At 55.5% G+C, this 25,482-nt stretch carries 17 protein-coding genes; 14 read left to right on the forward strand and 3 right to left on the reverse strand.

The genetic code is table 11. The features are described 5' to 3' along the window. Window positions 1-62: 62 nt before the first annotated feature. The 3 genes from gntR to gntU all read left to right on the forward strand — a co-directional run bounded on the left by gntR (window position 63) and on the right by gntU (window position 3,151). Window positions 63-1,058, forward strand: a complete 996-nt coding sequence (gene gntR / locus LJN55_RS01610) for a gluconate operon transcriptional repressor GntR (RefSeq protein WP_227535574.1) — start codon at window positions 63-65, stop codon at window positions 1,056-1,058. A 206-nt stretch (window positions 1,059-1,264) separates the two neighbouring features. Next, window positions 1,265-1,804, forward strand: a complete 540-nt coding sequence (gene gntK, locus LJN55_RS01615; RefSeq protein ID WP_133846632.1) for a gluconokinase — start codon at window positions 1,265-1,267, stop codon at window positions 1,802-1,804. A gap of 6 nt (window positions 1,805-1,810) precedes the next feature. Further along, complete coding sequence (gene gntU, locus LJN55_RS01620) at window positions 1,811-3,151, forward strand: gluconate transporter (RefSeq protein WP_227535575.1); 1,341 nt, start codon at window positions 1,811-1,813, stop codon at window positions 3,149-3,151. A gap of 134 nt (window positions 3,152-3,285) precedes the next feature. On the opposite strand, the gene LJN55_RS01625 is transcribed toward gntU, so the two are convergent. Continuing rightward, window positions 3,286-3,879 (reverse strand): YhgN family NAAT transporter, encoded by a 594-nt coding sequence (locus tag LJN55_RS01625; RefSeq protein WP_133846634.1) that lies wholly within the window; start codon window positions 3,877-3,879, stop codon window positions 3,286-3,288. Window positions 3,880-4,151: 272 nt separating this feature from the next. Here LJN55_RS01625 and asd point away from each other — a divergent pair, with 272 nt between their 5' ends. From asd to glgP, 6 genes are all read left to right on the forward strand, one after another. After that, a complete protein-coding gene (gene asd / locus LJN55_RS01630) occupies window positions 4,152-5,261 on the forward strand; it encodes an aspartate-semialdehyde dehydrogenase (RefSeq protein WP_227536447.1) in 1,110 nt (369 codons plus the stop codon). Between the two features lie 468 nt (window positions 5,262-5,729). Beyond that, entirely contained in the window at window positions 5,730-7,916 is a 2,187-nt protein-coding gene (gene glgB / locus LJN55_RS01635) for a 1,4-alpha-glucan branching enzyme (protein ID WP_227535576.1), read from the forward strand. Then, on the forward strand, window positions 7,913-9,898 hold the full coding sequence (gene glgX / locus LJN55_RS01640; protein ID WP_133846636.1) for a glycogen debranching protein GlgX: 1,986 nt from the start codon (window positions 7,913-7,915) through the stop codon (window positions 9,896-9,898). Before glgB ends, glgX begins: the two co-directional genes overlap by 4 nt. A gap of 12 nt (window positions 9,899-9,910) precedes the next feature. Further along, window positions 9,911-11,197 (forward strand): glucose-1-phosphate adenylyltransferase, encoded by a 1,287-nt coding sequence (gene glgC, locus LJN55_RS01645; RefSeq protein ID WP_133846637.1) that lies wholly within the window; start codon window positions 9,911-9,913, stop codon window positions 11,195-11,197. A 146-nt stretch (window positions 11,198-11,343) separates the two neighbouring features. Next, on the forward strand, window positions 11,344-12,777 hold the full coding sequence (gene glgA, locus LJN55_RS01650) for a glycogen synthase GlgA (RefSeq protein ID WP_133846638.1): 1,434 nt from the start codon (window positions 11,344-11,346) through the stop codon (window positions 12,775-12,777). A gap of 21 nt (window positions 12,778-12,798) precedes the next feature. Beyond that, entirely contained in the window at window positions 12,799-15,246 is a 2,448-nt protein-coding gene (gene glgP, locus LJN55_RS01655) for a glycogen phosphorylase (RefSeq protein WP_133846639.1), read from the forward strand. 254 nt (window positions 15,247-15,500) lie between these two features. Here glgP and glpD read toward each other — a convergent pair whose 3' ends face one another. Continuing rightward, entirely contained in the window at window positions 15,501-17,012 is a 1,512-nt protein-coding gene (gene glpD, locus LJN55_RS01660; protein ID WP_133846640.1) for a glycerol-3-phosphate dehydrogenase, read from the reverse strand. Window positions 17,013-17,250: 238 nt separating this feature from the next. Between glpD and glpE the strand changes: the two genes are divergently transcribed. The 5 genes from glpE to malQ all read left to right on the forward strand — a co-directional run bounded on the left by glpE (window position 17,251) and on the right by malQ (window position 24,048). Continuing rightward, window positions 17,251-17,574 carry a thiosulfate sulfurtransferase GlpE gene (glpE, locus tag LJN55_RS01665; RefSeq protein ID WP_227535577.1) on the forward strand — a complete coding sequence of 108 codons (324 nt, stop codon included), beginning with the start codon at window positions 17,251-17,253 and terminating at the stop codon, window positions 17,572-17,574. Window positions 17,575-17,674: 100 nt separating this feature from the next. Next, on the forward strand, window positions 17,675-18,493 hold the full coding sequence (glpG, locus tag LJN55_RS01670; protein ID WP_133846642.1) for a rhomboid family intramembrane serine protease GlpG: 819 nt from the start codon (window positions 17,675-17,677) through the stop codon (window positions 18,491-18,493). Between the two features lie 12 nt (window positions 18,494-18,505). Next, window positions 18,506-19,264: a DeoR/GlpR family transcriptional regulator gene (locus LJN55_RS01675; RefSeq protein WP_133846643.1), complete on the forward strand. Its 759-nt coding sequence runs from the start codon at window positions 18,506-18,508 to the stop codon at window positions 19,262-19,264. 298 nt (window positions 19,265-19,562) lie between these two features. Beyond that, window positions 19,563-21,995 carry a maltodextrin phosphorylase gene (gene malP, locus LJN55_RS01680; RefSeq protein WP_133846644.1) on the forward strand — a complete coding sequence of 811 codons (2,433 nt, stop codon included), beginning with the start codon at window positions 19,563-19,565 and terminating at the stop codon, window positions 21,993-21,995. Next, on the forward strand, window positions 21,976-24,048 hold the full coding sequence (gene malQ / locus LJN55_RS01685; protein WP_133846645.1) for a 4-alpha-glucanotransferase: 2,073 nt from the start codon (window positions 21,976-21,978) through the stop codon (window positions 24,046-24,048). The genes malP and malQ overlap by 20 nt, the downstream gene beginning before the upstream one ends. Before the next feature lie 95 nt (window positions 24,049-24,143). On the opposite strand, the gene fabF is transcribed toward malQ, so the two are convergent. Next, window positions 24,144-25,427 carry a beta-ketoacyl-ACP synthase II gene (gene fabF / locus LJN55_RS01690; RefSeq protein ID WP_227535578.1) on the reverse strand — a complete coding sequence of 428 codons (1,284 nt, stop codon included), beginning with the start codon at window positions 25,425-25,427 and terminating at the stop codon, window positions 24,144-24,146. Window positions 25,428-25,482: the final 55 nt, after the last annotated feature.

A 25,482-nucleotide genomic window follows, 5' to 3' on the forward strand; every position in this document is an offset into this window, starting at 1 on the left:
CCTCTTTTTTATCCCTATCTTTGTTACACTCAGCTCAACTCGTTCCTATTCGTTGAAGCCAGATGAAGAAAAAAAGACCGGTACTACAGGATGTTGCCGATCGCGTAGGCATCACTAAAATGACCGTTAGCCGCTATCTGCGTCATCCCGATCAGGTTTCTGCCGCGTTGCAGGGCAAGATCGCTGCCGCGCTGGATGAGCTGGGTTATATCCCTAATCGCGCCCCCGATATGCTCTCTAATGCCACCAGTCGGGCGATTGGCGTATTACTTCCCTCATTGACTAACCAGGTCTTTGCCGATGTATTGCGCGGCATTGAAGCGGTGACCGATGCAGCGGGTTACCAGACGCTGCTGGGTCATTTTGGCTACAGCGCTGAAAAAGAAGAGCTACAGCTGCGCTCGCTGCTGGGCTGGAACATTGATGGCCTGATCCTCACCGAACGCACCCATACTGCTGCCAGCCTGCGCATGATTGAAACCGCCGGCATCCCGGTGATTGAGATGATGGACTGCATCTCGCCGTGCCTCGATATGGCGGTCGGGTTTGATAATGTCGAAGCGGCCCGCCAGATGACCCATGCCATTTTGCAAAAAGGCCATCGTCATACGGTGTATCTCGGCGCACGCCTGGATGAACGCACCCTGCAAAAAGAGCAGGGCTATCGCCTGGCGATGCAGGAAGCCGGGCTGGAGCCTCGCTGCGTGATGATGGAAGCGGCATCGTCGTTTTCCGCCGGGGCGATGCTGATGTGCGAAGCGCAGAAGCGCTATCCGCAGACTGACAGCCTGTTTTGTACCAATGACGACCTGGCGGTCGGTGCAATGTTTGAGTGCCAGCGTCAGGGGCTGCAAGTGCCGCAACAGATGGCGATTGCCGGTTTCCACGGCCACGATATTGCTCATGTGGTTAACCCGTCGCTGGCGACGGTGCAGACGCCGCGTGAGTGTATGGGGCATGAATCTGCAGCGCTGTTGCTGGCGCGTATTCGCGGTGAAAACGTGGATACGGCACCAGTGGATGTCGGCTTTACGATTCTGGCGGGCGGGAGTATTTAATACAGGTCGGGCCTGCCCGACCCCTACGCCTCCATCGACTTACCCCTTTGTGCCTCTCTCCGTCTGAATCTGTCATTTTTTTGAACCACCTCACATTTACCAGCTTTTTCCGCCGTGGCTGTTGCCATACTCACTGCACATCCAGACAATGTTACCGATAACAAATAACCGAACACATCTGCTACCTCTCTGCCGGAGCCAAAACAATGACCACTCATTCATCGCCTAATCACGTCTTCGTACTGATGGGTGTATCCGGAAGCGGCAAATCTGCCGTTGCCAATGCCGTTGCGCATCAACTGAAGGCGGCCTTCCTCGATGGTGATTTTCTGCACCCACGCGCCAACATTGAAAAAATGTCTGAAGGTCATCCACTGAATGATGACGATCGTCGTCCGTGGCTGGAGTCGATCAACGATGCGGCATTCGCTATGCAGCGCACCAACGATGTGTCGCTGATTGTCTGTTCGGCGCTGAAAAAAAGTTATCGCGATATTTTGCGCAAAGGTAACAGCAACCTCTCATTCGTCTATCTGAAGGGTGACTTCGATACCATTGAGTCGCGTCTGCGCGCACGCAAAGGGCACTTCTTCAAACCGCAGATGCTGGTGACACAATTTGCCACGCTGGAAGAGCCGGGCAGCGATGAAGATGATGTGCTGGTCGTCGATATTAATCAGTCACTTGATGACGTTGTTGCGGCAACACTCAAAACCATTGACGGTGCGACAGAAAAAAATAAGTAGGGTGTAATGAGTACTGCAACACTGGTGTTAACGGCGGCGGGCTCGGTTTTGCTGCTGCTGTTTTTAGTGATGAAGGCAAGGATGCACGCCTTTGTGGCGCTGATGTTAGTGTCTATTGGCGCAGGTCTGTTCTCCGGGATGCCGCTGGATAAAATTGCCACCACGATGGAAAAGGGCATGGGCGGTACACTCGGCTTCCTCGCCATAGTGGTTGCGCTGGGCGCGATGTTTGGCAAAATTCTGCATGAAACGGGCGCGGTCGATCAGATCGCCATCCGTATGTTGAAAACCTTTGGTGAAAGCCGTGCCCATTATGCGATGGGGATTGCCGGGCTGATTTGTGCCCTGCCGCTGTTCTTTGAGGTGGCCGTGGTGCTGTTAATCAGCATTGCCTTTGCGGTTGCGCGCCGTACCGGCGATAACCTGGTGAAGCTGGTTATCCCGCTGTTTGCCGGGGTGGCCGCGGCGGCGGCGTTTCTGCTGCCCGGGCCAGCGCCGATGCTGCTGGCTTCGCAGATGCATGCTGATTTCGGTTGGATGATTCTGCTGGGCCTGTGTGCCGCGATTCCGGGAATGCTGATTGCCGGACCGCTGTTTGGCCGTTTCATCAGCCAGCATGTGACTTTTGGTGTCCCCGCGGAAGGCGATCATCCAGAATTTGATGAGAGCAAACTGCCCTCGTTTGGCTTTAGTCTGTCATTGATCCTGTTTCCCCTGCTGCTGGTCGGGCTGAAAACCGTTGGTGCTCGCTTTACCCCCCCGGGCTCTACGCTGTACGAGTGGCTGGAGTTTATCGGCCATCCGTTTACCGCCATCCTGCTGGCTTGTCTGGTGGCGATTTATGGTCTGGCGTACCGTCAGGGCATGGATAAAGAGCGCGTGATGGAGATTTGCGGCGCGGCGTTACAGCCTGCGGGGATTATTCTGCTGGTGATTGGTGCCGGGGGCGTGTTCAAACAGGTGCTGGTGGATTCCGGAGTGGGTCCGGCGCTGGGTAACGCGCTAACCGGGGCCGGGTTACCGGTGGCGTTGGCCTGCTTCGTGCTGGCCGGTGCTGTGCGCATTATTCAGGGATCGGCAACGGTGGCCTGTTTAACGGCGGTGGGCCTGATTATGCCTGTGATTGAGCCGCTGCATTATTCCGGTGCACAGATGGCGGCGCTGTCGATCTGTATTGCCGGCGGTTCGATTATCTGTAGTCACGTCAACGATGCCGGTTTCTGGTTGTTTGGCCGTTTTACGGGGGCAACCGAAGGGCAGACGCTGAAGACCTGGACGCTGATGGAAACCATCCTCGGCACCGTTGGGGCAATTATCGGTATGATTGCGTTCGAATTGTTGTCGTAGTCAGCAAGGGCGAGGCGTGCCTCGCCCCTACGTATTAACACGATGTTGGCAGGATTGAAGCGTGCCTCGCTCCTGCGTATTAACACCTGTGTCGTAGGGTCGAGGCATGCCTCGACCTTAACGCCATGTAAGGATTACAGTTTCAGATAAACGCGTATCCCATCCAGAAACATCTGCGTTGCCAGCATAATCAGAATCAACCCCATCAGACGCTCCAGCGCATTGACCCCTTTATCTCCCAGCAGTCGTAAAAACAGCCCCGATAGCAGTAAAATCACCACCGTCAGCCCCCACGCAATCAGCAGTGCACCGACAAGATGGCCCATATTCTGTGGATACTGGTGTGACAGCAGCATCAGGGTTGCCAGCAGAGAGGGCCCTGCCACCAGGGGGATTGCCAGTGGCACCAGGAACGGCTCTTCACCTGCTGACAACCCGCTACTGCTGCTTTCCTGCGAAGGGAAAATCATCTTGATGGCGATCAGAAACAGAATAATACCGCCGGAGATCGATACCGTTTCGGTACGCAGATTCAGGAACGCGAGAATTTTTTCGCCCGCAAACAGAAACAGCAGCATGATCAGTAGCGCGATCAGCATTTCGCGAATGAGCACCATCCGTCGACGTTTCGGCTCCAGATGCTTCAAAACCGACATAAAAATCGGCAAATTGCCCAATGGATCCATTATCAGCAACAATAATATCGTGGCCGAGATCATTTCAGTCATCGTTGTTGTTCTCTTTATTAATCAATGTTTGCCTCTTATAAGCAGAGCTGCTAAAAAAAACCGTCTAATCGATTTAATTCACTTGCCACTTTTCCTGCAACTTGTAAGGTTTAGCAATCTAATATTTTAACTCTAACAGGTCAGGCGCCACTGTCGCAGCCAGTTTGCTTACCGCCAGCGTACAGCAACCGTAGCGTACTGAAGTACGTGAGGATTGCGAGCACTGCCGGGGGCGAAAATGGCAAGTAAAGTAGCCCGGGATAAAGGTAATGATGAAATCTGTAGGATTGGTAGGTTGGCGTGGGATGGTGGGCTCGGTACTCATGCAGCGCATGAGCGAAGAGCGCGATTTTGATGTGATTCGCCCGGTATTCTTCTCGACGTCTCAGCACGGCCAGGCGGCGCCAGCGTTCGGCGGCCAGTCTGCGGGCACGTTGCAGGATGCCTTTGATATTGAAGCGCTGAAAGCGCTGGATATTATCATCACCTGCCAGGGCGGCGACTACACCAGCGATATTTATCCTAAGCTGCGCGCAGCCGGCTGGAACGGCTACTGGATTGATGCGGCATCCACGCTGCGTATGAAAGATGACGCGATTATTATTCTCGACCCGGTCAACCACAAGGTGATCCACGACGGCCTGAACAACGGAATAAAAACCTTCGTTGGCGGTAACTGCACCGTGAGCCTGATGCTGATGTCACTGGGCGGTCTGTTTGAAAATAACCTGGTGGAGTGGGCATCCGTGGCGACCTACCAGGCGGCTTCCGGCGGCGGTGCGCGCCACATGCGTGAACTGCTGACCCAGATGGGCATGCTGCACAACCACGTGGCGAAAGAGTTGCAGGACCCGGTTTCTGCCATCCTCGACATTGAGCGTAAAGTCACCGAGTTGAGCCGCACTGGCGTGTTACCAACTGATAATTTCGGCGTACCGCTGGCAGGCAGCTTGATCCCGTGGATCGACAAACAGCTGGATAACGGTCAGACGCGCGAGGAATGGAAAGGCCAGGCGGAAACCAACAAAATCCTGCGTACCAGCAGCGTCATCCCGGTTGACGGTCTGTGCGTGCGCGTTGGTGCGCTGCGCTGCCACAGTCAGGCGTTTACTCTGAAGTTGAAAAAAGATGTGCCGTTGGCTGAAATCGAACAGATGCTGGCCGCACATAACGAGTGGGTGAAAGTGGTCCCTAACGACCGTGATATCTCCATGCGTGAATTGACGCCAGCCGCCGTTACCGGCACGTTGAACACCCCGGTAGGTCGCCTGCGTAAGCTGAACATGGGGCCGGATTATCTTTCCGCCTTTACCGTTGGCGACCAGCTGCTGTGGGGCGCGGCAGAACCGCTACGTCGTATGTTGCGTCTGCTGGTGGGTTAATTCGGGTCATTTCCCCTCTGCCGCTGGCAGGGGGGATGTCACCCTGTTTCGATTTGCATCATCATTTTTCACTGTTATTACGTGCACCTTCCTTTGTGTTAACTGGCGATTCTCCGCGCCAGAATTCAGTCACTTCCCCTTGCCCGGGGCTTGAACCCTGGCAGGTCGAAGAAGGGTCTGACGTTCCTGTCTCACGCCTTTAAAGCAATAAACTTTGATCTGAAAGAAATATTTTTACGCTTTCATCCATGGCTATTGTTTTCCCCTGGCTATGCTTAAAAAGCCACAGTTCCTAAAACATTATTTTTTTTCACTTCGTTATTTTATTGCACGCTGCGGCGGTTTTTACCCAGTGGAAGGTTACCTCTGCCGGTCAGTGTGTTTTGGGCTCAATGAAGAGCAGTGCATTGGCGATACCCGAATCGGGGATTCCGCCAGTCGACTGCCGATCATCACGGGAAGAAAGTCATGTCAGAGCTTATGGATCGTCGTGTGATTAACGCTTTAGTCTCTGGTCATTTTGCTGACCCCTTTTCTTTACTGGGCATGCACAAGACCGACAAGGGTCTTGAAGTGCGTGCTCTGTTACCGGACGCCAGCGAAGTCTGGGTGATTGAAACCAGTACGGGCAATAAATGTGTGCAGCTGGTGTGCCTCGATTCTCGCGGTTTTTTTCAGGGGGTGATCCCCAAACGTAAAACTCCGTTTCGCTATCAACTGGCCGTCACCTGGCACGGCCAGCAAAATTTAATCGACGATGCTTACCGCTTTGGTCCACTGCTGCCGGAAATGGACAGCTGGCTGCTGGCGGAAGGGACCCATCTGCGGCCTTATGAAACCCTGGGTGCGCATGGCGATGTGATTGACGGTGTGATTGGCACCCGCTTTGCCGTCTGGGCGCCGAATGCTCAGCGCATCTCTGTGGTCGGTGAATTTAACTTTTGGGATGGACGTCGGCATCCGATGCGCCTGCGGCGTGAAATTGGTATCTGGGAGTTGTTTATCCCGGGCGCCACGCAGGGGCAGCTTTATAAGTTCGAGATTATCGACCATCAGGGACAGCTGCGCCTGAAAGCCGACCCTTACGCGTTTGAGGCGCAGATGCGTCCGCAAACGGCCTCTATGATTTGCGGTATTCCAGAGAAAACCACTCTGTCACCGGAGCGCCAGCGTGCGAACGGTTTTGACGCACCGATCTCGATTTATGAAGTGCACCTCGGCTCCTGGCGCCGCCACACGGATAACCACTTCTGGTTGAGTTACAAAGAGCTGGCAGAACAACTGGTGCCTTATGCCAAAGAGATGGGCTTTACCCATCTGGAGCTATTGCCCATCAATGAGCATCCATTCGACGGGAGCTGGGGTTATCAGCCACTGGGAATGTATGCCCCAACGCGCCGTTTCGGCACTCGCGATGATTTCCGTGCCTTTATTACGGCGGCCCACAATGCCGGGCTGAACGTGCTGCTGGACTGGGTTCCCGGCCACTTTCCATCGGATGATTTTGGTCTGGTGAAGTTTGATGGCACGGAGCTGTATGAACATGGCGACCCGCGCGAAGGCTTTCACCAGGACTGGAACACGCTGATCTATAACTTTGGTCGCCGTGAGGTGAGTAATTATCTGGCGGGGAATGCACTCTACTGGATCGAGCGTTTCGGCATTGATGGCCTGCGGGTGGATGCGGTGGCATCCATGATTTACCGCGACTACAGCCGCGCCGAAGGCGAATGGGTGCCGAATCATGTTGGCGGGCGTGAGAATTTCGAGGCGATCTCTTTCCTGCGCTACACCAACCGAACGCTGGGCCATGCTGCCCCCGGTTCGATTACCGTGGCGGAGGAGTCAACGGACTTTGATGGCGTGTCACGACCGCCGGAAATGGGCGGCCTGGGCTTTTGGTTTAAATGGAACCTCGGCTGGATGCACGACACCCTCGACTACATGAAGCTCGATCCGATCTACCGCCGCCATCATCACAATCTGATGACGTTCGGTATGCTTTACAACTACACCGAAAACTTCGTGCTGCCGCTGTCCCACGATGAAGTGGTTCACGGCAAGAAGTCGATTCTGGACCGCATGCCGGGTGACACCTGGCAGAAGTTCGCCAACCTGCGTGCCTATTACGGCTGGATGTTTGGCTTCCCGGGTAAAAAGCTGTTGTTTATGGGTAATGAGTTCGCTCAGGGCAAAGAGTGGAACCACGATACCAGCCTGGACTGGCATCTGCTGGAAGGGGAAGACAACTGGCATAACGGCGTGCAGCGTCTGGTGCGCGACCTGAATCATACCTACCAGGCACAGACGCCGCTGCATCAACTCGATTTCGACCCGGCCGGGTTTGAATGGCTGGTGGTGGATGACTTTGATAACTCGGTGTTTGTCTTTGTGCGCCGCGATCGCGATGGCAATGAACTAATCGTCGCCAGTAACTTTACCCCGGTGCAGCGTGAAAGCTATCGCTTTGGCGTGTCGGGTGCCGGGTGCTGGCGCGAAGTGCTAAACACCGACTCCGGCCATTATCACGGCGGTAACAACGGCAACCTGGGAACGGTCAGCACCGATGACTGGGGCAGCCATAACCGCAGTCACTCTCTCAGTCTGACGCTGCCTGCGCTCTCGACGCTGTGGCTGGTACGGGAGGCAGAATGACATCACTCCGTGAGGGACTTCCAGCACCGCGCGGTGCCCACTATGACGGCAAAGGGGTGAACTTTACCCTGTTCTCGCAGCATGCTGAACGCGTGGAGCTTTGTCTGTTTGATGCCAGTGGCACGGAGACGCGTGTGGATCTTCCTTCACGGAGTGGCGACATCTGGCACGGCTACCTCCCCGGCGGTAAACCGGGCCAGCGTTATGGTTATCGCGTGCATGGTCCGTGGCAGCCGCAGCAGGGGCAACGTTTTAATCCGGCGAAGCTGTTGCTCGACCCCTGCGCACACGAAGTGCTGGGTGAAGTCACGGACGACCCTTGTTTCCAGTGTGGGGTGCAGCAGCCGGATCCCCTTGATAGCGGGCCGCTGGCACCGAAAAGTGTGGTGCTGGCCGATGATTTTGACTGGGACGAGGATGCGCCACCGCGCGTGCCCTGGGGCAGTACCGTGATTTATGAGGCCCACGTACGTGGTCTGACAAAGCTGCATCCGGATATCCCGGAAGCGATACGCGGCACTTACGCGGCGCTGGGGCATCCGGTGATGATCGACTACTTTCAGCGACTGGGGATCACCAGTCTGGAGCTGTTGCCAGTGGCCTGCTTCGCCAGTGAACCGCGCTTACTGCGGATGGGATTGAGTAATTACTGGGGCTACAACCCGCTGGCCTGCTACGCGCTGGAAGCGCGCTACGCCTCCGGCCAGCACCAGCTGCATCCGCGTCAGGAGTTCCAGCAGGCTGTGAAGGCGCTGCATCAGGCTGGCATAGAAGTGATTCTTGATGTGGTGTTTAACCACAGCGCAGAGCTGGAGGAGACTGGCCCCACGCTGTCGATGCGCGGCGTCGATAATCAGAGCTACTACTGGCTGGACGGGCAGGGGGAATATCAGAACTGGACCGGCTGTGGCAACACGCAGAATCTCAGCCACCCGCAGGTGATGGCGTGGATGCTCGACTGCCTGCGCTACTGGGTAGAAGAGTGCCATGTCGATGGCTTCCGCTTTGACCTGGCCACCGTACTGGGGCGCACGCCGGACTATCATCAGGATGCGCCATTGTTTCAGGCGATTGCAGCCGATCCTGTGCTGTCAGGCTGCAAGCTGATTGCCGAACCCTGGGATATCGGCATCGGGGGTTATCAGGTCGGCAATTTTCCTCCACCATTCGCCGAATGGAATGACCATTTTCGCGATGCTACGCGGCGTTACTGGCTGCATGGCGAGTTGTCCAACGGCGACTTTGCACGGCGTTTTGCCGGGTCGAGCGATATCTTCGATCGTGGCGGCCGACGGCCCTCCAGCAGTATCAACCTTATCACTGCCCACGACGGTTTTACCCTGCGAGATGTGGTCAGTTATGAACATAAACATAACGAAGCGAACGGCGAAGATAACCGTGATGGCAGCAACAATAACTTCAGCCATAACCACGGCGTGGAAGGATTACAGGCGCCGTTACTGATTATGGAACACCGCCGTCGTAGCGTGCATGCCCTGTTGGCCACGCTGCTGCTGGCGCAGGGGACGCCGATGTTACTGGCCGGGGACGAACACGGGCACAGCCAGCACGGCAACAATAATGCTTACTGCCAGGACAATCCGCTGACATGGTTCAACTGGCAGCAGCACGATCGCGGACTGTTTGCTTTCACTGCCGCACTGATCCATCTGCGCCGCCGTATTCCGGCGTTGCAGCAGGATCGCTGGTGGCAGGACGGTGATGGCAATGTGGAGTGGCTGAACGACCAGGGACAGCCGTTGACCACTGAGCAGTGGGAGCAGGGGGCGCATCGTTTGCAGATCAGGCTTTCACAGCACTGGTTACTGACGATCAACGCCACCGAAGAAGTGTATGACCTGGTGTTACCTGAAGGGAAATGGCATGCCATTCCTCCCTTTGCCGGGGATGATAACCCGATTCTGTCAACGGTCTGGCATGGAGCCGCCCACGGTGTGTGCGTGTTCCAGGAACAATCATAATAGGAATCAGACATGGTCAAATTAGATAAGAACGACCCTGTAATGCTGGCAAGGCAACTCCCTACACAAACTGTTGCGCTGATCCTTGCGGGTGGACGCGGTACGCGTCTGAAAGACCTGACCGCCAAGCGTGCCAAACCTGCCGTTCACTTCGGCGGCAAGTTTCGCATTATCGATTTTGCGCTTTCCAACTGTCTGAACTCCGGCATACGACGTATTGCGGTGATCACCCAGTATCAGTCGCACACGTTGGTACAGCATATCCAGCGCGGCTGGTCCTTCCTCAATGAAGAGATGAACGAGTTCGTCGATCTGCTGCCTGCGCAGCAACGCCTTTCCACCGACCACTGGTATCGCGGCACCGCCGATGCGGTAACGCAGAACCTCGATATCATTCGTCGCTACCGTGCGCAGTACATCGTGATCCTGGCCGGGGACCACATCTACAAGATGGACTACTCGCGCATGCTGATCGATCACGTAGAAAACGGTGCGCGCTGCACCATTGCCTGTCTGCCGGTGCCGCTGGAGGAAGCCAGTTCCTTCGGCGTGATGAAGGTGGATGATGATAACAAGGTGGTTGAGTTCCTTGAGAAACCGGAGAACCCACCCTCAATGCCTGGCGACAGCAGCCGGGCGTTAGCCAGCATGGGTATCTATGTTTTTGATGCCGAATATCTTTTCGGCCTGCTGGAAGTCGATCAGGCGTTACCGGAGTCGAGCCATGATTTCGGTAAAGATTTGCTGCCAAAAATTGTCGCCAGTGGTGAAGCTCTGGCGCACTCGTTCAGTCTCTCCTGCGTTCAGCATGATGAGACGGCAGAACCTTACTGGCGCGATGTCGGCACGCTGGAAGCCTACTGGAAAGCCAATCTTGACCTCGCTTCTGTGATGCCAGAACTGGATATGTATGACAGTACCTGGCCGATCCGCACCCATATGGAACCGTTGCCGCCGGCGAAGTTTGTGCAGGATCGCTCCGGTAGTCACGGGATGACAATGAATTCGCTGGTGTCAGGGGGCTGCATTATCTCTGGTTCAGTGGTAGTGAACTCGGTGCTGTTCTCCCGGGTTCGAATTAACTCCTTCTGCAATATTGAGTCATCGGTATTACTGCCGGATGTAGAGGTGGGACGTTCCTGCCGTCTGCGACGTTGTGTGATAGACCGTGCCTGCGTACTGCCAGAAGGAACGGTGATTGGCGAAAATCCGGATGATGATGCCCGGCGTTTCCACCGATCGGAAGAAGGGATCGTTCTTGTCACCAGGACCATGCTGGCGAAGCTTGGCTGGCGATAGCACACACGTAATCCAAAATAATTGAAGTTGCATCCAGGCGGCAAGAGAACGAGTCCCGATGAGCTTACTCAGGTAAGTGATTCGGGTGAGTGAACGCAGCCAACACAGAGGCAGCTTCAAGTATGAAGGATAAAAAGGAGCCGATAATGCAGGTGCTACACGTCTGTTCAGAAATTTTCCCGCTGCTGAAAACCGGCGGACTTGCTGATGTTATTGGGGCATTACCGGCGGCGCAAATCGCAGAAGGCACGGATACAAGGGTGTTGTTGCCGGCCTTTCCGGCGCTGAAGAAAGCCATTACACCGACTCAGGTGGTGGCGAAGCTGCAAACATTTGCCGGTGATGTGGAGTTACACTTTGGTCATTTTGATGGCGTCGGCATTTATCTGATCGATGCTCCCGGCCTGTATGATCGGCCCGGCAGTCCGTATCACGATGAGTCGCAGTACGCCTACGCCGATAACCATCTGCGCTTTGCGCTGCTGGGATGGATTGGCTGTGAGCTGGCGTGTGGGCTGGATAACTGGTGGCGACCGGATGTGGTGCATGCCCATGACTGGCACGCGGGGCTGGCCTGTGCCTATCTTGCGGCGCGTGGTCGCCCGGCAAAATCGGTGTTTACGGTCCACAATCTGGCGTATCAGGGGTTGTTTGAAGCGCGGCATCTGGATCTGCTTCAGCTTCCGCCTTCCTTCTTCAATATGCACGGGCTGGAGTTCTACGGGCAGATCTCATTCCTTAAGGCCGGGCTGTTCTATGCCGATCATATCACGGCCGTCAGCCCGACTTACGCACGTGAAATCACGCTGCCTGAGTTTGGTTACGGTATGGAAGACTTGCTGAAACAGCGCCAGCTGGAAGGGCGGCTGACCGGGATACTCAACGGTGTTGATCCGGCTATCTGGGATCCGGAGCAGGATCTGCTACTGAATGCGCGCTATAACCGTGATGTGCTGGATGCCAAGCTGGAGAACAAACGGCAGTTGCAGATCACCATGGGATTAAAGATCGACGACAAAGCGCCGGTCTTTGCTGTGGTCAGCCGTTTAACGAAGCAGAAAGGGCTGGATCTGGTGCTGGAAGCTCTGCCGGGGCTGCTGGAGCAGGGCGGTCAGCTGGTGTTACTGGGTGCAGGGGATGCAGAACTGCAACAGGGGTTCCTTGCTGCGGCTGCCGAGTATCCAGGCCAGGTGGGCGTGCAAATCGGCTATCACGAAGCCTTCTCGCACCGCATTATTGGTGGCGCTGATGTGATTATGGTGCCGAGCCGTTTTGAGCCCTGTGGTCTGACACAGCTCTACGGATTGAAATACGGCACGCTGCCGCTGGTGCGGCGTACCGGAGGGCTGGCAGATACGGTGAATGACAGCTCACTGGAAAATCTGGCTGACGGTATCGCCAGCGGTTTTAGTTTTGAAGACAGTAATGCCTGGTCGTTATTACGTGCAATTCGACGTGCTTTTGTTCTCTGGTCCCGTCCTTCGTTGTGGCGCTATGTTCAGCGTCAGGCAATGGGGATGGATTTTAGCTGGCAGGTGGCTGCAGTGGCCTACCGCGATCTCTATCAACGTTTGTTGTAACCAGAAAATGGGAAATTTGATATGAACGCACCGTTCTCCTATGCCTCACCGACGCTCAGTGTCGATGCACTCAAGCACTCAATTGCCTATAAGCTGATGTTCACCATTGGCAAAGACCCGTCTATTGCTAATAAGCACGAGTGGCTGAACGCCACCTTGCTGGCCGTGCGCGATCGTATGGTCGAGCGCTGGCTGCGATCGAACCGTGCCCAATTGTCTCAGGATGTGCGTCAGGTGTATTACCTGTCGATGGAGTTTCTGGTGGGGCGCACGCTGTCCAATGCGCTGCTGGCGATGGGCATCTACGACGATGCAAAATCGGCGCTGGAAGAGATGGGCTTCGACCTTGAGGAGCTGATTGAAGAAGAGAGCGATCCGGGGTTGGGTAACGGCGGCCTCGGTCGTCTTGCTGCCTGTTTTCTGGATTCCCTTGCCACGCTCGGTCTGCCGGGACGCGGCTACGGCATCCGCTACGAGTACGGCATGTTCAAACAGAATATCGTTGATGGTCGCCAGGCGGAGTCACCGGATTACTGGCTGGAATATGGGAATCCCTGGGAATTCCAGCGTTTTAACACCCGCTACAAGGTGCGTTTCGGTGGCCGTATTCAGCAGGAAGGCAGCCGCGCACGCTGGGTAGAGACCGAAGAGGTGCTGGCCACCGCCTACGATCAAATTATCCCGGGTTACGATACGGATGCCACCAATACCCTGCGGCTATGGGGCGCGCAGGCCAGTAATGAAATCAATCTCGGGAAGTTTAACCAGGGCGATTACTTTGCGGCGGTGGAAGATAAAAACCATTCGGAAAATGTGTCGCGCGTGCTCTATCCCGATGACTCGACCTATTCCGGGCGTGAATTGCGTCTGCGGCAGGAGTACTTCCTGGTGTCAGCCACGGTTCAGGATATCCTTCATCGTCACTGGGCGATGCACCAGACCTTTGATAACCTGGCCGATAAAATTGCCCTGCATCTTAATGATACCCACCCGGTGCTGGCGATCCCGGAACTGATGCGCGTGCTGATCGATGAGAACAAATTTACCTGGGATGACGCCTTTGAAGTCACCTGCCAGGTGTTCTCCTACACCAACCACACGCTGATGCAGGAAGCGCTGGAGACCTGGCCGGTGGATATGATCGGTAAAATTTTGCCGCGTCATCTGCAAATTATCTTCGACATCAATGACTACTTCCTGAAAACCATCCAGGAATATTACCCGGATGACTGGGAGCTGCTGTCGCGTATTTCCATTATTGATGAGAACAACGGTCGCCGTATTCGTATGGCCTGGCTGGCGGTGGTGGTCAGTCATAAAGTGAATGGCGTCTCTGAGCTGCACTCGAATCTGATGGTTCAGTCGTTGTTTGCTGACTTTGCCAAACTGTTCCCTGGCCGTTTTTGCAACAAAACTAACGGCGTGACGCCGCGTCGCTGGCTGGCACTGGCGAACCCGGCGCTCTCCGATGTGCTGGATGAGACGATTGGTCGTACCTGGCGTACCGAACTGAGCCAGTTGGATGAGCTGAAACAGCATATTGACTATCCGAACTTTATTGAGCAGGTGGCGAATGCCAAACTGAAAAATAAAAAACGTCTGGCGGCTTACATCAGCCAAAAAATGGATGTGGTGATCGATCCGCGTGCGATGTTTGATGTGCAGATTAAGCGTATCCACGAGTACAAACGCCAGTTGCTGAATGTTTTGCACGTCATCACCCGCTATAACCGCATCAAAGCCGATCCGACGGCCGATTGGGTGCCCAGGGTCAATATCTTCGCCGGGAAAGCCGCCTCAGCGTATTACACCGCAAAACACATCATTCATTTGATCAACGATGTGGCGAAGGTGATCAACAACGATCCGCAGGTGAAAAATAAACTGAAGGTGGTGTTTATTCCTAACTACGGCGTGAGTCTGGCGCAGATCATTATTCCGGCGGCCGATCTCTCCGAGCAGATTTCACTGGCGGGCACCGAAGCGTCCGGCACCAGTAATATGAAATTTGCACTCAACGGCGCACTGACGATTGGTACGCTGGACGGAGCAAACGTCGAGATGTTGGATCACGTGGGTGAAGAGAATATCTTTATCTTCGGTAACACCACACCGCAGGTCGAAGCGCTGCGCAACAGTGGCTATAACTCCCACACTTTCTATGAGGAGGATGCCGAACTGCATCAGGTCCTGATACAGATCGCCACCGGAGTATTCAGCCCTCAGGAGCCTGGGCGTTATCGCAATATCTTTGATTCACTGGTTAATCTTGGGGACCACTACCAGCTGCTGGCCGATTATCGCAGCTACGTGGATACTCAGGATAAGGTCGATAAGCTGTATCGTAATCAGGAAGAGTGGACGCGCTGTGCGGTACACAACATTGCCAATATGGGATATTTCTCGTCGGACAGGACCATTCAGGAGTATGCGGATGAGATCTGGGGGATTAAACCGATAAGATTGTAATCAGAGCCGGAAAGGGCGAGGCATGCCTCGCCCCTACGAATCATGTACGGGCCGGGCATGCCAACCCGCTGGGCCCCGCCATAACATAACGCAGGGGCCGGGCATGCCAACCCGCTGGGCCCCGCCATAACTTAACGCAGGGGCCGGGCATGCCAACCCGCTTCGCCCCGCCATAACTTAACGCAGGGGCCGGGCATGCCAACCCGCTGCGCCCCGCCATAACGTAGGGGTCGGGCATGCCCGACCCGCTGATATTACGATGCCAGCGACAGCGCGGCCGGTTTCTTACCGTGTTCGGTCAGCCACGCGGTCACTCGCGCCTGCTGCTCATCGTTCAACCACATCCCTTCTTTGGTACGACGCCAGATAGCATCGTCGGTCACGCGTACCCATTCGTGCTCAACCAGGTAACGCAGTTCCGCTTCATAGAAGTGGTGACCAAACAGCTCACCCAGATCCTCAAGAGAGGTCGCGTCTTTCAGCAGCAGTTCTGTATTACTGCCGTAAGTTCGCGCGTAGTGGCGTGCCATCGCCTCGGTAATAAACGGGAAGCGGCGACGCAGGGTCGCGGCATAATCTTCACGTGTTCCGGCAAAGTTGCCACCCGGTAGTACACAGCTTTTGGTCCATGCCGCACCGATACTTGGGTAGTACTTGCTCAGTTTCTCCATCGCGTGCTCTGCCAGCTTACGATAGGTGGTCAGCTTACCGCCGAACACGGAAAGCAGCGGTGCCTGGCCGGCATCATCATGCACATCGAGCGTGTAATCGCGGGTAATCGCCTGCGGAGAATCTGACTCGTCGTCACACAGCGGACGCACGCCGGAGTAAGTCCAGACGATATCGTCACGGCCCAGATCTTTCTTGAAGTGGGCATTAAACACTTTCAGCAGGTAGTCGACTTCGTTATCGTCGATTTTCACATTCTGCGGATCGCCTTTGTACTCAACGTCGGTGGTGCCGATAATTGAGAATTCATCCATCCACGGAATGACGAAGACAATACGGTTATCTTCGTTTTGCAGAATATAAGCCTGCTTCTGGGTGTGTACACGTGGTACCACGATATGGCTGCCTTTGATCAGGCGGATGCCATACGGCGACTTCAGCTTCAGGCTGTCATCAAACAGCTGTTTAACCCACGGACCGGCAGCATTCACCAGGCCTTTGGCGCGCCAGGTAAAGGTTTTGCCACTGTCGATATCTTCAGCTTCCACGATCCACAGGCCGTTTTCACGCCAGGCGCGCGTCACGCGAGTACGGGTGCGAACTTCACCGCCACGCTTCTCAATTTCCTGCGCGTTAAGCACCACCAGGCGGGCATCATCCACCCAGCAGTCAGAATATTCGAAACCGCGCACGATTTCCGGCTTCAGCACCGAGTCTGAGCCAAAACGCAAACCCTTACTGCCCGGCAGGCTGGTACGTTTACCCAGGTGGTCGTACATAAACAGACCCACGCGGATCATCCAGGCTGGACGCAGGTGCGGGCGGTGCGGCAGACGGAAACGCATAGGGAAAGCGATGTGTGGTGCCATTTTCAGCAGCACTTCACGTTCGGCAAGCGCTTCACTTACCAGGCGGAATTCATAGTGCTCCAGGTAACGCAGGCCACCGTGGATAAGTTTTGAACTGGCAGAAGAGGTGGCGCAGGCGAGATCTTGCGCCTCCAGCATCAATACTGACAGGCCGCGCCCGGCAGCATCAGCCGCAATGCCAGCACCGTTAATACCGCCGCCGATTACGATCAGGTCTTTGGTTTCCACGTCATCTCCTCCGATGTTCGGAATCTTTCACTAATGTTCGTTTTCGAGCATTATACTAATCGGAAACCAACATTGATGCTAGCGTTAACCTAATAAAAACAATTATGCGTGATGCAGGTAACATATTTGCTGCAAGAAAAAGTTTATCTCCCTGCTAACTCCCGGGTTATTGTGCGCCGCCTTCAGGCTACAATGGGGGTAATTTGGTCACTTTTTTAGCTTTTGACGAGAACCCACCATGGAACAATTTGAGTGCATCAACGTACAGCAGGCGCAGCAGAAACTCTCTGAAGAGAATGCGTTGCTGGTTGATATTCGCGACCCTCAGAGTTTTGCTGCTGCCCATGCCAGCGGCGCTTTTCATCTGACTAACGATTCACTGCCTGCTTTTATCTCCCAGGCGGCGTTAACGACCCCGGTGCTGGTGATGTGCTACCACGGCAACAGCAGTAAAGGTGCAGCGCAATTCCTGCTCAGTCAGGGGTTCACGGCGGCTTACAGTATTGATGGCGGATTTGACGCCTGGCGTGCCGCTTTCCCGCAGCAGGTCGACGTACTCTGACGCCTCTCTTGTCACCGCTCGCGCTTTCCCCTGCAACCGGTAAGGGGAAATCGTTATACTCTCGGTTTGTCTGGTCTGACTGAAAGGAAGTCGCTTCTCTATGCGCATCACCCATTTTACTCATCTGCGCCCGGCGCAGGCGTTTGTCGATTACATGGCGACGCGCGGCGTGACGTTGCGCGTTGAGCACGATAATGGTTACACCCTGTGGCTGGATGATGAATCGCAGCTGACAGTGGTCGAAAACGAACTCAACCAGTTTATTCGTGACCCTAACCACGCGCGCTATCAGGCGGCCAGCTGGACCTCGGGCACGACAGACAGCGGCATTCACTATCAGCATGTTTCACTGCTGGATAATCTGCGTGAACGTGCTGGCGTCCTCACGCTGACGGTGATGGCAGCCTGCGTGCTGGTCTTTATCCTGATGCAGGTGCTCGGTGATGGCGCCGTGATGCGCCTGCTCTCCTGGCCTGATGCAGACCAGCACTTTGAACTGTGGCGCTGGTTCTCACATGCCTTACTGCATTTCTCGCTGCTGCATATTCTGTTTAACCTGATGTGGTTTTGGTATCTTGGCGGCACGCTGGAAAAGCGGCTCGGCAGCGGCAAGCTGTTCGTGATTATGCTGATATCCGCGCTGCTCAGCGGCTGGATGCAGGCGAAGTTCAGCGGTGTGCTGTTTGGTGGGCTTTCCGGTGTGGTCTACGCCCTGATGGGCTATTCCTGGCTGAGCGGTGAGCGCAGCCCTGAGCGCGGGATCTTTCTGCAACGCGGATTGATGGCCTTTGCGGTTTTGTGGCTGCTGGTGGGGTATTTCGGTTGGTTTGGTTTGTCGATTGCCAATGCAGCGCACGTTACCGGGCTGCTGGTTGGGCTGGCGATGGCCTTTGTCGATACGCGTCATAAAAAAAGCTAAAAGGAGAACAGCGTGAAGCAGACACAACGACATGACGCCATCATTGAGCTGGTGCGCCGTCAGGGATATGTCAGTACCGAAGAGCTGGTAGAGCACTTTGATGTCAGCCCGCAGACCATTCGTCGCGACTTAAACGATCTGGCCGAGCAAAACAAAATTCAGCGCCATCACGGCGGTGCCGCGTTACCCTCCAGTTCGGAAAACACCGCCTGGCAAGACCGTAAGATGATGTGGTCGGCAGAGAAAGCGCGTATTGCTCAGCGTGTTGCCAGCCAGATCCCCGATGGCGCCTCGCTGTTTATTGATATCGGCACCACTCCGGAAGCGGTGGCGCATGCGCTCATGAACCACAGTAATCTGCGTATCGTCACTAATAACCTGAACGTTGCGGTGTTGCTGATGGCGAAACCCGATTTTCGCCTGATCCTGGCCGGGGGCGAAGTGCGTACCCGTGATGGCGGCATTATGGGCGAAGCGACGCTCGATTATATTTCTCAGTTCCGCCTCGATTACGGCATTCTGGGGATTAGCGGTATCGATATGGACGGCTCCCTGCTGGACTTCGACTACCATGAAGTGCGCACCAAGCGCGCGATAATCGAGAATTCCCGCTGTGTGATGCTGGTGGCAGACCACTCTAAATTTGGCCGCAACGCGATGGTTAACCTGGGCAATATGGGGTTGATCGATTACCTGTTTACCGACCAGGCACCGCCACCGAGTGTCATGAAAACGATCGAACAGCACGAAGTTCATCTGGAACTCTGCTAGCCCGGCCGGGGCGATCTAAAAAAAGGTCGCCCGCTACTGGCACGTTTAACGAATTCACTCATACTCAGATCAGTCTCTTTTTTTCACCTCTTATTCCCATTCTGGGCGTGCAGCCTGTTCTGCACCCTATTGCCGCGCGCTTTATCCGGGCAGCCCAGCCCGGTTAGTTGTCTCCCTCTAGTTGTTTACTTGCTTTTTTTTCGCTCATCGCATTCTGCGGTGAGCTTTTTTTCGTTTTGCCGTCTTAACTGTAAGGTGCCTTCAGTCACATTTTGCCCACCTGTTTAAGAGGGATTATATGTCGCAACAGAAATTCAATAAGGCGCGCTTTGATGCGGCGTTGACGCGTCAGTGGCAGCATCTTGGTTATACACGTGCCGCAGACATGACTGCCCACCAGTGGTGGCAGGCGATCAGCGGTGCGCTGGCAGAACTGCTGGCGGCAAAGCCGGTGACGAAATCCGTGAAAAAGCAGCGCCACGTTAACTATATTTCCATGGAGTTTCTGATTGGCCGCCTGACCGGGAATAATCTGCTGAATCTGGGCTGGTATGACGAGGTTAAAGCGGCACTGGCAGAGCATCAGCGCGATCTCAGTGAACTGCTGGAAGAAGAAGTTGATCCTGCTCTGGGTAATGGTGGGCTGGGGCGGCTGGCCGCCTGCTATCTGGATTCGATGGCCACGGTGGGGCAGCCGGCTACGGGTTATGGGCTAAATTATCAATACGGTTTATTCCGCCAGTCGTTTGACGACGGTCAGCAGATTGAAGCACCGGATGACTGGCAGCGTGAGCGTTATCCATGGTTTCGCCACAATGCGGCGCTGGATGTGAATGTCGGCATCGGCGGGACGGTAATCAAAAATGCCGATGGCCAGCTGGCGTGGCATCCGGCGTTTACTCTGCGCGGCGAAGCCTGGGATCTGCCGGTGACCGGCTACCGTAACGGCGTTGTACAGCCACTGCGTCTGTGGCAGGCCTCCCATGCTCATCCGTTCGACCTCACGCTGTTTAATGACGGTAAGTTTCTCGCGGCCGAGCAGCAGGGTATTGATGCGGCGAAGCTGACCAAAGTGCTGTACCCCAACGATAACCATCAGGAAGGAAAGCGCCTGCGCCTGATGCAGCAATACTTCCAGTGTGCCTGTTCGGTGGCCGACATTCTGCGTCGCCATCACCTTGCCGGGCGCAGCGTGCATACGTTGCCGGACTATGAGGTGATTCAGCTTAATGATACCCACCCGACCATCGCCATTCCCGAGATGCTGCGTGTGCTGCTGGATGAGCACCAGTTAAGCTGGGACGATGCCTGGGCCATCACCCGTCAGACCTTCGCCTACACTAACCACACCCTGATGCCGGAAGCGCTGGAGCGCTGGGATGAACGGCTGGTACGCAGCCTGCTGCCACGCCATTTCACGTTGATTAAAGAGATCAACCGACGCTTTAAAAAGGTGGTCGAGAAACAGTGGCCAGGGGATGAAGCCGTTTGGGCGAAACTGGCGGTGGTGCACGATAAACAGGTTCGCATGGCCAATCTTTGCGTGGTCAGCGGTTTTGCTGTGAATGGTGTGGCTGCGCTGCACTCTGAACTGGTGGTGAAAGACCTGTTCCCGGAATATCACCTGCTGTGGCCGGAGAAATTCCATAACGTTACCAATGGCATCACGCCGCGTCGCTGGCTGAAGCAGTGTAATCCGGCGCTGGCGGCGTTGATCGATGACACGCTTAACGTTGAGTGGGCGAACAATCTGGAGGCGCTGAAAGGGCTGGAAGCCTTTGCCGACAATAAAGCATTCCGCAAACAGTATCGACAGATTAAACGCGCCAACAAGCTGCGCCTGGCTGAGTACATTGTGCAGCGCACTGGCATTGTGGTGAACCCGGATGCCTTGTTCGATGTACAGATCAAACGCCTGCATGAGTACAAACGCCAGCATCTTGGCCTGATGCATATCCTCTCTCTCTATAAACGGCTGCGCGACGACCCGAAACTGGATGTGGTGCCGCGTGTGTTCCTGTTTGGCGCCAAAGCCGCACCGGGTTACTACCTGGCGAAGAATATTATTTATGCCATTAATAAGGTGGCGGAGAAGATCAACAACGATCCGCTGGTGGGCGACAAGCTGAAGGTGGTGTTCATTCCGGATTATCGCATTACGGCGGCTGAGTTGATGATCCCGGCAGCCGATCTGTCAGAACAGATCTCCACTGCCGGATATGAAGCCTCCGGTACAGGCAATATGAAGCTGGCGCTGAATGGTGCGCTGACCGTAGGTACGCTCGACGGGGCCAACGTTGAAATCGCTGAACAGGTGGGTGAAGAGAATATCTTTATCTTTGGCAATACGGTGGACCAGGTCAAGGCGCTGAAAGCCAGTGGCTATCAGCCGCTGAAGTTACGCAAAAAAGATAAACATCTTGATAGCCTGTTGAAAGAGCTGGAGAAAGGATTTTTCAGTGATGGCGATAAACACGCGTTCGACATGATGCTGCACAGCCTGGGCAAAGGGGGCGATCCGTGGCTGGTGCTGGCCGACTTCGCCAGTTACTGCGAAGCACAGCTGAAGGTGGAAGCGCTGTACCGTGACCAGGAGGCCTGGACAAAAGCGGCTATTCTGAATACGGCCCGCACCGGGATGTTCAGCTCCGATCGTTCGATTCGGGATTACCAGCAGCGTATCTGGCAGGCAAAACGGCCCGGGAGAGGCGATGGACTTAAAAAAGCGTGAGCAGGCCGCTACGGCGGCGGGTATTGCTTCGAAATATATTAATGCACGCGGGCAGCCGGAAGCGGTGAGCGCCGGGACGCGCGAAAAGCTGCTTGAGGCAATGGCCGCCGTTCCTGATAGGGGAAATGCACCATTGCCACCCTGTCGTGTGCTGCTGAAAAAACGGACTCAACAGCTTCAGGTGGGGGGAAAAGGGAATTATCAGTGGCAATTTGACAGTGAGCAGGGGAAAACCCACCAGGGGTCTGTGTCTGGTGGAGAGGTGCTGACGCTGCCGGCGAATCTGCCAGAAGGTTATCATCATCTGTTGCTCACGCAGGGGAAAAAACAGTGGCCGTGCCGGATTATTGTGGCACCAAAACGCTGCTATGAGCCTGCAGAGTTAAAGCGCGGCGACAAACTGTGGGGCGCCTGCGTGCAGCTCTATACGCTGCGATCGGCCCAGAACTGGGGCATCGGTGACTTCGGCGATTTGAAGCACATGGTCAGCGAAATCGCCACACGCGGCGGTGCATTTATTGGTCTCAATCCGATTCACGCGCTTTATCCTTCCCTGCCTGAAAATGCCAGTCCGTACAGCCCGTCGTCACGGCGCTGGCTCAACGTGATGTATATCGATGTGGCTGCCGTGCCGGATTTCCAGCACAGCAAGGCCGCTCAGCGCTGGTGGCAGAAAAAGAGCACCCAGACGGCGTTACACACTGCACGCGATGCTGACTGGGTGGATTATGCGCGGGTGGGGGCATTAAAAATTCAGGGGCTACGTCATGCCTGGTCGCAGTTCACCGCACGTGATGCGCAGGACGCCAGCGTGCAGCACTTTGAGGCCTTTATCAACGCCGGGGGAGAAAGCCTGTTAAACCAGGCCGCCTTTGATGCCCTGCACTGCGCTATGCTGAAGGACGATCCTGCTCGCTGGGGCTGGCCGGTATGGCCTGAAAATGTACAGCAGGGCGATAGCGAGGCGGTGCAGCAGTTTTGCCGTGAGCAGCAGGATGAAGTGCGTTTCTGGTCATGGCTGCAATGGCTGGCGAATCGTCAGTTTGATGCGTGCTGGCAGTGTTGCCAGCAGCACCAGATGCCAGTGGGGCTTTACCGGGATTTAGCCGTGGGCGTGGCGGAAGGCGGCGCCGAAACCTGGTGCGATCGTGAACTCTACCGGTTGAAAGCTTCCGTTGGCGCGCCGCCGGATATCCTCGGCCCGCTGGGGCAAAACTGGGGATTGCCGCCGATGGACCCGCACGTGATGGCGGCGCGTGGCTACCAACCGTTTATCGACCTGCTGCGGGCGAATATGGCGAGCTGCGGCGCACTGCGCATCGATCATGTGATGTCGCTGTTGCGCCTGTGGTGGATCCCTTACGGTGAAACGGCCAACTTCGGTGCCTATGTCCACTATCCGGTGGATGACTTAATGGCAATCCTCGCGTTGGAAAGTCAGCGCCATCAGTGCATGGTGATCGGTGAGGATCTTGGTACTGTACCGACGGAAATTGTCAGTAAACTGCGCGACAGTGGTATCTATTCGTGGAAGGTTCTCTACTTCGAGCAGGAGAGTGGGGATCGTTACCGGGCACCCTCCGTTTGGCCACGCCAGTCTATGGCGAGTGCGACGACCCATGACCTGCCGACGCTGCGTGGCTTCTGGAGTGCCGGGGATCTGACTCTGGGTGAAACGCTGGGTATTTATCCTGACAAGCTGGTCCTCAAAGGGTTGTTTGAGCATCGCGTCCGCCAGAAACAGGCATTGCTGGAGGCATTGCATCGTCATCACTGTGTGCCAAAAAGCTGTGGTAAACGGGCGGACAGGCTGGCGATGACAACGGTGCTCAATCGTGGATTACAGCGTTTTATTGCCGACAGCAACAGCGCACTGCTGGGGCTGCAACCAGAGGACTGGCTGAATATGGCCGATCCGGTGAATGTACCGGGCACCACCGATCAGTATCCCAACTGGCGGCGTAAACTGAGCGTCACGCTGGAGGCCATGTTTGCCGATGATCGCGTTAATCGCTTAATTAAGGATATCGATAAACGACGTAAAGCCCCGTAATAATCGTGCGAGGCATGCCTCGCCGTATCAACTATTGCCGCATCACGTAGGGGTCGGGCATGCCCGACCCGTTTCTCTTGCGGTCCGCCCGGCGCTTACGGCGTAAAGGCTTTAAAAATCACCGAACCGTTTACACCACCAAAACCGAAACCGTTAACCAGCACGCTGCGGATGGTCATCTGCTGCGCACTGTTTTTAACGATGTTCAGCCCTTCAGCAGCACTGTCCAGCTGTGTGATATTCAGCGAAAGTGGCGCAATCTGCTGACGCATTGCCATCAGTGAGAAGATCGCCCCCACAGCCCCGGCGGCGCCCAGCAGATGCCCGGTGGCGGATTTGGTTGAGGAGATCGCCGTGTGAGCGCCTTCACCCAGTACCCGACGCAGCGCATTGATTTCGGCAAGATCGCCGACCGGCGTCGAGGTAGAGTGCGCGTTGATATAATCGATATCGCGCCCTGTTATCCCTGCCTGCTGGAGCGCAATGGTCATCGCACGCGCAGCGCCTTCGCCATCTTCCGGCCCGGAAGTGATGTGGTAAGCATCCGAGGTGGTGCCATAACCGACCACTTCACCAAGGATTGTGGCGCCACGCGCCTGAGCACGGGTCAATTCCTCCAGTACCAGCATCCCGGCACCTTCTCCCATCACAAAACCATCACGTGCCTGGTCGAACGGGCGCGAAGCCTGCTCAGGATGGTCGTTAAAGGCTGTTGAGAGCGCGCGGGCGGCCTGGAAGCCCCCGAGTGAAACCGGATTGATGCAAGATTCACAGCCACCCACCACGGCGATATCCGCATCATCAAAACGGATGGCGCGGAAACCGTCACCGATACTTTGAATGCTGGCCGCGCAAGCGGAAACGGGTGTTCCCAGCATGCCCTTGAAGCCATATTTGATCGCCACGTGTGACGCCGCGAGATTGGCGATAAACGACGGAATGGTAAACGGGGACAGTTTACGGCTGCCTTTTTCTGCCACGGTTTTGACCGCATTGCTGATGGCATGAAAACCGCCAATGCCGGTGGCAATAATGGTGGCGGTGCGCAGACGTGCGGTTTCCGATAGATTATGTAAGCCGGCCTGCGTGATGGCTTCTTCGGCCGCTGCCAGCGCCAGATGAATAAAGCGGTCCGCTTTACGCTGCTCTTTCACCGGAATAAGCGCAGCAATATCAAAACCGTGCTGCGGGTCTTGTTCGATGGAGGGAACCTGCCCACCCACGCGGATGGCCGTATCGCCATAGGCCTCTTCAGGAAGATGACGAATCCCGGACTGACCGGCGATCAGCCGTTGCCAGCTACCGTCTACGCCATTACCGAGCGGGCTGATTAAGCCCATACCTGTGATCACGACTCTTCTGCCAATATTGTTCAACATGATGACCTGTAGGTTGCGAAAACAGGTTTCAGTGTACACGTGTAAGCTGAAAAAT

The organism is Erwinia rhapontici (assembly GCF_020683125.1).
Lineage (GTDB): Bacteria > Pseudomonadota > Gammaproteobacteria > Enterobacterales > Enterobacteriaceae > Erwinia > Erwinia rhapontici.